Origin of the sequence: Hymenobacter armeniacus (assembly GCF_014699055.1) — a bacterium.
GTDB lineage: Bacteria > Bacteroidota > Bacteroidia > Cytophagales > Hymenobacteraceae > Hymenobacter > Hymenobacter armeniacus.
In genome coordinates, this window is the sequence record NZ_JACXAC010000010.1 from 21,488 (window position 1) to 33,462 (window position 11,975).

The following is an 11,975-nucleotide window of genomic DNA, read 5'->3' on the forward strand; positions in this document are numbered from 1 at the left end:
CACTGGCAAACGAGCCCGCAAAGGTAGCGGCAGGGCCCGCAAGCCGCGGCGGGGTGGCCGCCTTTATGTTCGCGGTGCGGGGCCGCCGGAAAAGGTGCACGAATCCTGCGCAACCTTGCACGAATTTTGCGTTTGCGCGGTTTCGGCTGCAACGAATTGGGCTCTTTTCCCGGTCCTCCGTTTCGCGGCTCCTTTTTATTCCTTTCCTGCCTCTGGCGCTTCTATGCCTCTACTTTTCCGCTTTAGTTTCCGGCCGTTGTGGTCGTTGCCGCTGGGTGTGTTGCTGCTGACGGCCGGCCTTGGCCGGGCCCGGGCAGCCGGCGGCGAGCCAGGCGCCCCCAGCCTCGAATTCATTCACAACAAAGGCCAGTGGGAAGCCCCCGTGCGCTACGAAGCAGCTCTGCCCTCGGGCCGCCTGTTTGTGCAGCGCGACGCCCTCACCTACGCCTTCGTGGACCCAGCCCTGCTGCGCCACCACCGCGAGGCCACCGGCCAGGCCCCGGGCGGCACCCGCGCCGCCACGCCCACTGTGGTGGCGGCCCACGCCTACACGGTGCACTTTGAGAAGGCCAGCGCCCGCGCCAGGCTCACGGCTGATGCGCCCACGGCCGGCACCCGCAACTATTTCGTGGGTGCCGACCCCAAGCGCTGGGCCAGCGACGTGGCCGCCTATCGCCGCCTGCGCTACGAGCAGCTCTGGCCGGGCATCGACCTGACCTTGTACGAAAACGCTGGCCAGCGCCTGGAGTACGACGTGCTGCTGGCCCCGCACGCCAACCCCGCCCGCGTGGCCCTGCGCTACGACGGCGCCAGCCGCCTGAGCCTCGACGCGGCCGGCAACCTGGTGGTGAAAACCACGGTGGCCACCGTCACGGAGCAAGCCCCGCAGGCCTGGCAAATGGACGCGGCCGGCCGGCAGCAGCCGGTGCCCTGCCGCTACGTGCTCAAGGGCAGCACCGTCACGTTTGCCCTGGGCACCTACGACCACAGCCGCGCCCTCACCATCGACCCCACGGTGCAGTTTTCCACGCTCACGGGCTCGGCGGCCGACAACTGGGGCTTCACCGCGACCTATGACAACGCGGGCAACCTGTATTCGGGCGGCATTGCGTTCGGGGCCGGATTTCCTACCACCACCGGCGCCTACCAGGCCAGCTTCAGCAGCCTCGAAGACATGGCCCTCATCAAATACAACACCACAGCGCGCGGCACGGCGGCACGGGTATGGGCCACCTACCTGGGCGGCAACAGTTCTGACTTTCCGAGCAGCCTGGTGGTGAACGCGCAAAACGAGCTAGTGGTGCTGGGTAGCACGTCCTCTACCAACTTTCCCACCACGCCGGGGGCGGTGCAGCGCACGTTTGGGGGCGGCACGTCGCTCAATCCTTTCAACGTGCTCAACGCCAGCGCATCGCCGCAATATCTCATGCCCAACGGCGCCGATTTGGTGGTGGTGCGCCTCGACGCCAACGGCAACACGCTGCGGGCCAGTACCTACCTGGGCGGCTCCGGCAACGACGGCGTGCTGAACGAATATTCGGCCACGGCGTCGAATTACGGCGACGTGTTTCGGAGCGACGTGGTGCTTGATGGCAACGGCAACGTGTACGTGGCGTCGTCGTCGACTTCGACCAACTTTCCGGGCCTGAGCCAGGGCTTCAACGCCACCTTCCGGGGCGGCAGCTCCGATGCGCTGGTGTGCAAGCTCACCGCCGACCTGAGCACCGTGGCTTGGGCCGGCCTGCTGGGCGGCACCGGCGCCGATGCAGCCTATTCCATTCAGCGCGACGCCCAGGGCCGGGTGTATGTGTGCGGCGGCACCACGTCGCCCACGCTGCCGGGCACGGCGGGCGCCTACCGCTCCGCGCTGCAGGGCAACGTCGACGGCTTTGCGGCCCGCGTGAGCACCGACGGGCGCACGCTGGAGCGCGCCACCTTCGTGGGCACCAGCAGCTACGACCAGGCCCAGTTTTTGCAGCTCGACGCGGCCGGCAACGCCTACTTGTTTGGCCAAACGCTGGGGCAATATCCCGTTACGCCGGGCCTCTACACGGTGGTGGGCGGCCGGCAGTTCATTCAGAAGCTCAGCCCCGACCTCACGGCCAGCATCTACAGCACGGTGTTTGGCAGCGGGCGCTCCAGCATCGACCTGGTGCCCACGGCTTTTCTGGTCGATGAGTGCGAGCGCATCTACGTGGCGGGCTGGGGCGGCGAAGACACCGGCGGCTACCTGCAGGGCACCACCTTCGGCCTGCCCGTGACGGCCAACGCCTTCCAGCGCACCACCGACGGCTCCGATTTCTACCTGGCCCAGTTCGGGGCCGGCATGAGCAGCCTGCAGTACGGCACCTACTTCGGGCAAAACGGCGGCGGAGCCGAGCACGTTGACGGCGGCACCTCGCGCTTCGACCGGCGCGGCATCGTGTACCAGGCGGTGTGCGCCAGCTGCCGCGGCACCCAGGGCTTCCCGTCCCCGCCCGACGCCGGCACCTACACCACCCAAAACGGCAGCAGCAACTGCAACAACGGGGCCTTCAAGATGAACTTTGAAATCATTCAGGCCGACCCCGGCCCGCGGCGCTTTGTGTGCGTGGGCAGCGGGCCGGTGGCCCTGAGCGGCACGCCCGCCGGCGGCATCTGGACCGGGCCGGGCGTGCAGGCCACGGCCGGCGGCGGCTACCAGTTCGAGCCCGCCGCGGTGGGCCCGGGCCAGTACGGCCTCACCTACACGGTGACCTCCACGGGTACCTGCATCAGCACGCGTAGCGTGCGCTACGTGGTGGCGCCGCCCGTGGTGCCCACGGTGAACCCCATTCCGCCCCAGTGCACCACCGGCCAGGGCGCGGCCCTCACGGCCTCGGTGCCGGGCGGGGTGTGGAGCGGGCCGGGGGTGTCGGGCAGCATTTTCCTGCCGGCCGCGGCCGGGCCGGGCACGCACACCATCAGCTACACCGTCACGGACTCGCTGGGCTGCGGCGTGGGCACGCGGCAGGTGGTGGTGACGCGCCCGCCCACCGTGGTGCCGGGCCGCGACACCACCCTGTGCGCCGACCTGCGCCAGCCCTTCCAGCTGCGCGGCTACAGCCCGGCGGGCGGCGTGTGGAGCGGTACGGGCGTCACCCCGAGCGGCTTTTTCACGCCCCCGAACACCAACAACCGCGGCGGCGTCTTCACCCTGACGTATACCGTGACCGAAGGCCCCTGCCAGACCACGGCCACCCGCACGGTGGTGCTGGCCCCCACTTCCACCCAAGACGTGGGCCTGAACCTGCCGGTGTGCGAGGCCGTGCCGCAATACGCCGGCCTGGCGCCGTTCAAGTGCCAGCTCTCGCCGGTGCTGCTGGCGCCCCGGGCCACCTACCTCTGGGATTTTGGCGATGGCAGCACCAGCACCGAGGCCGAACCCACGCACGTGTACGAAAAGCCGGGCTCCTACCGCGTGCAGCTGCAGGCCCGCTACGGCAACTGTGAGGTGCTCACGGGCTTTGCGCCGGTGGAGGTGGGCGCCGTGTTCGTGCCCAACATCATCACACCCAATGGCGACAACCAGAACCAGACCTTCCGGCCGCGCATCGGCTGCAAGCCGGCGTCGCTGGAAGTGTTTTCGCGCTGGGGCCAGCGCGTGTACCAAACCGATGAGTACCGTAACGACTGGGACGCCAAAAACCTGCCCGACGGCATCTACTATTTCCTGCTGCGCGACGCCGACGACCGGCGCGTGAAGGGCTGGGTGGAGGTGCGCCGCTAGCCCGGTCAGGTTGCTGTTGCCCGTTCGGCCGCTCCGCAACCCGGGGCGGCCGAACATTTATATTTACTTTCCCACCCGTCCTTTATTCTGTTGTTGATGAAGCTATTTCTACTTGTAGCTGCGGGCGTGCTGCAACTGGGTTTCGGCACCGCGGCCACGGCCCATACCACGCCCCCTACCCGCCCCGAGCGCACGCTGGAATTTGTGGAAAACAAAGGCCAGTGGGACGAGCGCGCCCGCTACGTGGCCGCCCTGCCCGGCGGCCGGCTCTTTGCCGAGCCCGACGGCCTCACGTTCTCGTTGCTGGCCAGTGGCAGCCTCGACCGCCCTGGCCACGGCGCCCACAAAGAGCGCCGCCCCGCCGCCGACAGCCTGCTGCACGGCCACGCCCTCACGCTGCGCTTCGAGGGCGCGGCCCCGGCCACCATCACGCCCGCCGAGGCCACCGAGGAGCGGCGCAACTACTTCCTGGGCCAGGACCCCACGCACTGGGCCACCGGCGTGCGTGGCTTCCGCGAGTTGCGCTACGCGGGCCTGTGGCCCGGCGTGAACGCCCGCGTGTATGAAAGCACCGACCAGCACTTAGAATACGACTTTGAAGTGGCGCCCGGCGCCCGCCCCGAGGCCATTGCCCTGCGCCACGACGGCGCCACGGGCCTGACGCTGGATGCCGAAGGCAACCTGCTGGTGCGCACCAGCGTGGGCACCCTTGTGGAGCGCGCCCCGCAAGCCTGGCAAACCACCGCCCGCGGCCGACGCCGGGCCGTGGCCTGCCGCTACATGCTGACCGACGGCACCGTGCGCTTTGCCCTAGGCCGCTACGACCAGAAATTGCCGCTCGTCATCGACCCCGTGGTGGTGTTTGCCAGCTATACCGGCTCGACGGCCGACAACTGGGGCTTCACGGCCACCTACGATACGCAGGGCAACCTCTACTCCGGCGGCATCGTGTTTTCGCTGGGCTACCCGGCCAGCCCGGGCGCTTTCCGCACGCAGTTTTCGGGCGTCATCGACATCGGCGTGATTAAGTACCAAACCAGCGTGAGCGGGCCCGCCGCGCGGGTGTGGGCCTCCTACATCGGCGGCGGCAACGCCGACTTTCCCACGAGCCTGGTGGTGAACAGCCAGGGCGAGCTGTTGCTGCTGGGCGCCAGCTCCAGCAACAACTACCCGACCACCGCGGGAGCGTTGCAACGCACATTCAATCAAGGCTTTTACACCGACCCCTACGGCTACGGCTTCGATTACGCCCTGCCCAACGGCTCCGATTTGGTGATAACCCGCTTCAACGCCAACGGCACGGGACTGGTGGGCTCGACCTACCTCGGAGGCTCGGGCAACGAGGGCGTGCTGCCCCTGAACGTGAACACCACCGCCCAGCTGGCCCACAACTACGGCGACCCGTTTCGGGGCGACATTCTGGTGGACGCGGCCGACAACGTGTACGTGGCCAGCAACACGTCTTCCAGTGATTTCCCGCTGGCCCGGGGCTTTAACACGACCTACCGGGGCGGCGCCACCGACGGCCTCGTGCTCAAGCTCAACCCCACCCTCACGGCCCTTACCTGGGGCAGCTACCTGGGCGGGGGCGCTTCCGATGCCGCGTATTCCATTCAGGTGGAGCCCACGAGCGGCGACGTGTACGTGACCGGCGGCACGCTAAGCTCCAACTTTCCCACCACGGCCGGCAGCCTGCGCCCCGCGGCCCTGGGCGACGTCGACGGCTTTGTGGCCCGCATCAGCGCCAGCGGCACCGGTCTGCTGCGCGCCAGCTACCTGGGCACGCCGGCTTATGACCAAAGCTATTTTCTGCAATTGGGCACCGATGGCGGCGTGTACGTGCTGGGCCAGACCGCCGGGGCCTACCCCACCACGCCCGGCCTGTTCGTCACGCCCAACGGCCGGCAGTTCATTCACAAGCTCGACCCCAACCTTGGCACCACGCAGCTGGCCACGGTATTCGGAAGCGGCCGCAACAGCATCGACCTCGACCCCACGGCCTTCCTCGTGGACCGCTGCGACCGAGTGTACGTGTGCGGCTGGGGCGGCGTGCTCAACGACAACCTCGGCGGCGGCGAGCCCTACCTGGCCCTGAACGGCACCACGGCCGGGCTGCCCGTCACGCCCGGCGCCCTGCAGCCCAACACCGACGCCAACGATTTTTACCTGGTGCAATTTGCCGCGGGCCTGGGCAGCCTGGCCTACGCCACGTACTACGGCGACACCACCGGCACCGACGACCACGTGGACGGCGGCACGGCCCGCTTCGACCCGCGCGGGGTGGTGTACCAGGCGGTGTGCGCGTGCGGGTTTGGCTCGGGCTTTCCCATTCCGCCGGGGGCCAACACCTATTCCACCTTCAACCCCAGCGGCAACTGCAACAACGCCGCCTTTGTCTTCAACTTCGAACCCAGCATCGCCAACGCCGGCGCCGACCAGACGGTGTGCGCCACGGCCGGCCCCCAGCCCCTGGTGGGCAACCCCACGGGCGGCACCTGGAGCGGGCCGGGCGTGACGGGCAGCCTGGCCACGGGCTTTTTTTTCACGCCCTCGGCGGCGCTGGTGGGGGTGCAAAGCCTCACGTATACCGTGCTGAGCTCGGGGCTGTGCACCACCACCGGCACCCGCCGCGTGACCGTGACGGCGCCGCCCACGGTGGCCATCACGGCGGCGCTGGCCAGCACTTACTGCACCCCGGGCATCAATAATCCTGCCCTGCCGGTGGTGCCCCTCACCGCCGCGCCCGCCGGCGGGGTGTGGAGCGGCTCGGGCGTCATCAACGGGGGCAGCACGGGATTTTACTTCAACCCCAACAGCGCGCCGGGCACCTACCAAGTCGTTTACACGCTGAGCGTGGGCGGCTGCGTGGTGCAGGACAGCCGCACCGTGGCCATCACCCGGCCGGTAGCGCCCGTGCTGCCCGCCGACACCGTGCTGTGCCCCGGCAGCACCCAGCGCTTTGCCCTGCGCGGCAGCCCGGCCGGCGGCGTCTGGACCGGCACGGGCGTAACGGGCAGCCCGGCCACGGGTTTCTTTTTCACACCGCCAGCGGGCTTTGTGGGCCCGGCCACGCTCAGCTACGCGGTGAGCAGCGGCGGGTGTTCGGCCTCGGCCACGCGGCGGGTGTCGGTGGCAGCGGTGCCCACGCTCACGGCTACGGCAGCGCCGGTGCCCTGCCCCGAAGCCCGCCTGGCGCCTCTCACGCTGCGCTTCACGGCCGGCGCACCGGCTGCGGGCACCAGCCTGAGCTGGGACTTTGGCGACGGCACGCAATCGACGGAAACTACGCCCACGCACACCTACACCACGCCGGGCAAGTACCAGCCCGTGGCACGCCTGCGCTACAACGGCGACCGATGCGAAACCCAGCTGGCCCTGCCCGCGGTGACCGTGCTGCCGCGCAAAATCCCGAACATCATCACCCCCAACGGCGACCCGCTGAACGAGACGTTCAAGCTGGGCCCCGACTGCCCGCCGCGCCTGCAAATCTTCTCCCGCTGGGGCCAGAAAGTGTTTGAAGCCGCTGCCTACCGCGACGACTGGAGGGCCGACGGCCAGCCCGACGGCGTGTACTACTACCTCATCACCTACCCCGACGGCCGCCAGCTAAAAGGAATGGTGGAAGTGGTGAGGTAAGGGTAAACAGCTCATTTGGCAAGGAGCAGCGGCAGGCGCTCTGCTAGCCAGCGCAAGTCGGCCGGGCCGGGCAACAGGTCCGGCCAAGTGGCGCCGATGGCGCGGCGGAAATGCGCCAGCAAGTACCCCGCCGTGGCCACGTAAGAAGCCGACATGCCCAGCGCCGCGCCCACCATGCCTAGGCGAGGCACCAGCAGCAGGCAGGCCGGCACCGTCACGGCCAGGCCCAGCAGGGCGGCGCGGTTGTTCACGCCATACCGCGCCGTGCCGCTGAAGTAGGAACTGGCCTGCATGGCGGCCCCGTAGGCCAGAATGCCGGGTGCCAGCGCCAGAATAACGCCGTGCGCCGCCCCAAACTCCGGTCCGAAACACGCCGCCAGCCAGGCCGTGGGCACGGCCGCCAGCACCAGCACCGCGCCCGCCGTGGCCAGCAGCGTAAGCCGGCTGCCGCGCAGGGCCGCGTGGGTTTGCTCGCGCTGGTTGGCGGCGTTCACCAGCGCCACGTACTGAATGAGGGCCGTGCTGCGCGGTATCAGCCAGATGGCCTCGGCCAGGGCCACCCCCACCGACAGCACGCCCAGCGCCCGGGCACTGGCCAGGTACGCCACCGCGTAGTAGCCAAAGCGGTAGTTGGCGAAGGTGAGCAGGTTGGAAAAATGCGCCCCCCGGCTGTGGCGGGCCAGCTCGCGGGCCACTGCCCGGCGGCGGGCCCGGCGGCTGCCCCAGGCATCGGGCAGGCGCAGCAGCAGCCCCAGGCTGAGCAGCCAGGGCAGGCCGTAAGCTAGGTAGTTGGCGTAGTAGTAGGCGCGCACCTCCAGCCAATGGGCCGCGGCAAATGCCAGCGCCAGCGCCAGCGCCAGCAGCGCGGCCTGGGCCGTTGTGAGCACGTTATACGCCTGCTCGTGCTTGCGCCCCAGCAGCAGAAACAGGTTGATGGACAGCAGCACCTGCACCAGCGTCACGGCCGCCAGGTGCAGCACGTAGGCGGCCGGCACCGGCCGCAGCAAGCCCACCACTGCGGCCCCGCCTCCGCTCACCACCACGGCCCAGCCGTAGGCCGGCAGCAGCAGGTGCCAGGCATTGCGGCGCGGCACGAGGTATATCAGCGACGAGCCGCCCACCAGCCCGGCCAGCAGCACCAACCCCGACATATCGGTGAAAAACAGGCTGACCTGCCCGCGCCCCGCGGCCCCCAGGTAGCGTGCCGTGAGCCACACCACCGCAAAGCTGAGCCCCGCCGTGAGCACGCGCGCCGCAAAATGCTGAAGAATGCGTTTGAACATGGGCTCTTTTTCAGGCCACGAAAGAACAACAGAAACCCCCACTCCCCGCCGCTGCGGAGGCAGGAGGTGCGGCGCTTCAGCGGCCCAGGGCCCGGCGATACAACTCGCCGAACTGCCGCCCCACCGCCTCTACCCCAAAGCGGCTGTTTACCGCCGCGGCCAGTGCGGCTGCGTCCGTCGGCTGGGTTTCGGCACGGGCCAGCAGCTGGCCGAGGGCCGTAGCCAGGGCCGCCTCGTCGCCGGCCGGCACCAGGTGGCCAAACGGGCTGCCCTCGGGCACCAGCTCGGGCACGCCGCCCACGCGGGTGGCCACCACCGGCAAGCCGCTGGCCTGCGCCTCAATGAGCACGCAAGGCAGGTTCTCGACGTTGGAAAACAACACGAAGCCGGTGGCCTGCCGCATTTCGGCCGCCACCGCCGGATGGGCCAGCTTGCCCAGAAACACCACCGTGCCATCGGCCAGCAAGCCCAGGCCGGCGGCCTGCTGGCGCACCTGAGCTTCGTCGGGGCCGTAGCCGGCAATGCGCAGGCGCAGGCCCGGCCAGGCGGCGCGCAGGCCGGCCACCGCCCGCAGCAGCCCGCACAGGTTTTTGGCCGCTTCGTTGAAGGCCGCCACGTGCAGCAGGGTGCGCGCCGGCCGCGGCGCGGCAAGGTTGCCGGGATGAAACAGCGCGGTATCCACCACGTTTGGTATCACCGCCGAAACCGAATTGTGGGCCCCCAGCGCGGCCAGGGCGTCGCGCAGGTTGGCGCTCACCGTGTGCAGGGCCGCCGCCCGGCGCACCACGGCCGCCGTCAGCCAGCGGCGCAGGCCCGATATGCTGGCCGCGCGCGGCGGCAGGTAGCGCGTCCAGTGCTCCGTCACGATGAACGGGACGCCGCGCACCGCCCGCAACGCCCAGGCAAACAGCCCCGTGCGCAGCAGCACGTGCACGTGCACCAGGTCGGGTCGCTGGCCGGCCCAGTGCCGCCGCAGCTGCCGGCAGCCGCGCAGCAGGCACCAGTAGTACAGCAGCAGCTTCAGCGGCTTGTCGAGTAAGGCTAGGCCGGTGGGCGTAGCGCGGTAGTAATAGCGCAGCGTGGGCCAGGGGCCGCCGAAGTCCTCCTCGGCCTCAATCAGACGCGGAATGGGGCCGCGCGCCACGGCCGCAAACAGCACGGCGCCTTCCACTCCGCCGTGCGCCGCAATGGCGGCCACGTGCCGGCCCACAAAGTCGCCGTCCTGGTCGTCGTAGCGGTTGGGATACCACTTGGGCAGGTGCAGAACGCGGAGCGGTTTCAAGGGAGGACGCAAAAAGAGGCGCGGCGAATTTGCTACAAAGTACGGCCGGGGCCCTTACTCATTTTCTGCCGCCGATGCGCCCCGCTGTATCAAAAGCGCCACCGGGCGCTTGCGCGGCCGGAGTTGCATGCTGCGCTGGCCGTTACCTTCGTCATTGCTTGTTAACGCGCCGGTGGCGTATTTCCCCGAAGGACTGCGGCCTCCCTGGCGCCGCTTATTTACTTGATACCATGCTCATTTCCATGACCGGCTACGGCCAGGCCCACCGCGAAACCGATACTTACACGGCCACCGTCGAACTGCGGTCGGTGAACTCCAAAACCCTCGACCTGACCCTGCGCCTGCCCCGCTTCCTGATGCCGCACGAGCTGGAAATCCGCAACGCGGTGGCCAAAGCCCTCCTACGCGGCAAGGTGAACCTGAACCTCGATTTTATGCGCCCGGCCGCCGCCCGCGCCGCCACCACGCTCAACAAAGAAGCCCTCGTAGCGGCCTTCTACGAGCTGAAAGCCGTGGCCGCCGGCTTGGGCGTGCCCGCCGGTGAGGAAACGCTGCTGGCCGCCTTGCGCCTGCCCGGCGTCATCCCCACGGCCTCCGAAGTGCGCGATGCCGAGCCCGCCGCCGAAGAAATCACCTGGCCCGAGCTGCAGCCGCTGCTCACCGAGGCCCTGGCCGCCATGCAGCAGTTCCGGCAGGACGAAGGCCAGACGCTGACCACCGAAATCCTGGGCTACGTGGCCACCATCCGGCAGCAGCTGGCGGCCGTGGAGCTGCACGACCCCGCCCGCATCGAGCACGTGCGCCAGCGCCTAGCCAGCCATTTGGCCGAGCTCACCAGCCACGAGCAGTTCAACGCCACGCGCTTCGAGCAGGAGGTGCTGTACTACATCGAAAAGCTCGACATTGCCGAAGAAAAAGTGCGCTTAGCCGCTCACCTGGCCTATTTTGAAGAAGCCGCCCACCAGCCCGACGAAGCCGTGGGCAAAAAGCTGGGCTTCCTGGCCCAGGAAATCGGCCGCGAAATCAACACCATCGGCTCCAAGGCCAACGATGCCACCGTGCAGCACCTGGTGGTGGGCATGAAGGAGGAATTGGAAAAAATAAAAGAGCAGCTCAACAACATTCTTTAGCCACCCATTGCAGTGGCAGTGGAGTAAGTTACGTTCGCCGGGAAAGCAGCCTCATTCATCGAAAATCAGGCTTAAATTGAATTATATTAATAAAATTTACAATACAACAAATGAAAAAACAGCAAGTCCAGTAGCTGGCAGAGCTTTTGACCAGCTACTTTGGCACGGCCTCAACTAGCCGAATGTTAGCACTTTATTGGATTAGTGCCATGCCCTGTTTTCATTTGTAGAAAAATTTTTCTGATATTTGAAAGTTCAAAGTTGGATATTTGATTATTGTATCTAACTTGGGTACTCAAATACCGTTTTAGTTACCACCCCCTATTCCGCCATTAGTATGAAATCTACATTTTTACTCTGTATTCTGGGGCTCTTTCTTACGGCTGCCCGGCCGCTATCCGAGATTGAGTTGGTGAAGAAACGCGTGCTCAGCGAGCGGGTGGAAATCCTGATTCCCAAGGGCTTTGAGGTGATGACCGAGCAGCAGATGGACTTTGCTTACGCCAAAGCCCAGAGCCGCCCGAGCGTGATTTTCACCAACAACAACCTCATCAGCCTGGCCTTCAACTACAGCGACAACGACGCCGACCAGGACATGGTCGACATCTACGCCGCTTCGTTTGGCAAGACTTACCACAAGCAGTACAAAGACGCCACCTGGTTTGGCGACGGCGTCAAAAACATCAACAATCGCAAGGTGGGCTTCCTCGAGTTTATGAAGCCCGAAATGGGCCACGAGGTGTACACGCTGGTGTTCTTCACCGACGTGGAAGGCAAGCTCATGATTTGCACCTTCAACTGCGCCGACCGCCAGAAGCCCGAGTGGGAGCCCATTGCCAAGCAAATCATGCTTTCGCTGAAAGCCAAAGGTTAGGCCGCCAGCAATGTATAACAGC

At 67.2% G+C, this 11,975-nt stretch carries 6 protein-coding genes; 4 read left to right on the forward strand and 2 right to left on the reverse strand.

All coding sequences use genetic code 11. The annotated features are described in order from the left end of the window. The first annotated feature begins 223 nt into the window (after positions 1-223). Entirely contained in the window at positions 224-3,748 is a 3,525-nt protein-coding gene (locus tag IC234_RS21440; RefSeq protein ID WP_190928790.1) for a DUF7948 domain-containing protein, read from the forward strand. 96 nt (positions 3,749-3,844) lie between these two features. Continuing rightward, positions 3,845-7,384 (forward strand): gliding motility-associated C-terminal domain-containing protein, encoded by a 3,540-nt coding sequence (locus IC234_RS21445; RefSeq protein WP_190928793.1) that lies wholly within the window; start codon positions 3,845-3,847, stop codon positions 7,382-7,384. A gap of 11 nt (positions 7,385-7,395) precedes the next feature. Here IC234_RS21445 and IC234_RS21450 read toward each other — a convergent pair whose 3' ends face one another. Beyond that, entirely contained in the window at positions 7,396-8,667 is a 1,272-nt protein-coding gene (locus IC234_RS21450) for a lipopolysaccharide biosynthesis protein (RefSeq protein ID WP_190928795.1), read from the reverse strand. A gap of 76 nt (positions 8,668-8,743) precedes the next feature. Next, entirely contained in the window at positions 8,744-9,949 is a 1,206-nt protein-coding gene (locus IC234_RS21455) for a glycosyltransferase (protein WP_190928797.1), read from the reverse strand. Between the two features lie 230 nt (positions 9,950-10,179). On the opposite strand from IC234_RS21455, the gene IC234_RS21460 reads away from it, so the two are divergent. Both IC234_RS21460 and IC234_RS21465 read left to right on the forward strand, forming a co-directional pair. Further along, positions 10,180-11,079 carry a YicC/YloC family endoribonuclease gene (locus IC234_RS21460; protein ID WP_190928799.1) on the forward strand — a complete coding sequence of 300 codons (900 nt, stop codon included), beginning with the start codon at positions 10,180-10,182 and terminating at the stop codon, positions 11,077-11,079. 337 nt (positions 11,080-11,416) lie between these two features. Beyond that, entirely contained in the window at positions 11,417-11,953 is a 537-nt protein-coding gene (locus IC234_RS21465; protein WP_190928801.1) for a hypothetical protein, read from the forward strand. Positions 11,954-11,975: the final 22 nt, after the last annotated feature.

Bases quoted from the DNA above. Each gene is read 5' to 3' on its own strand.
- IC234_RS21440 (WP_190928790.1), top strand. From the start codon at position 224: ATGCCTCTACTTTTCCGCTTTAGTTTCCGGCCGTTGTGGTCGTTGCCG.
- IC234_RS21445 (WP_190928793.1), top strand. From the start codon at position 3,845: ATGAAGCTATTTCTACTTGTAGCTGCGGGCGTGCTGCAACTGGGTTTC.
- IC234_RS21450 (WP_190928795.1), bottom strand. From the start codon at position 8,667: ATGTTCAAACGCATTCTTCAGCATTTTGCGGCGCGCGTGCTCACGGCG.
- IC234_RS21460 (WP_190928799.1), top strand. From the start codon at position 10,180: ATGCTCATTTCCATGACCGGCTACGGCCAGGCCCACCGCGAAACCGAT.
- IC234_RS21465 (WP_190928801.1), top strand. From the start codon at position 11,417: ATGAAATCTACATTTTTACTCTGTATTCTGGGGCTCTTTCTTACGGCT.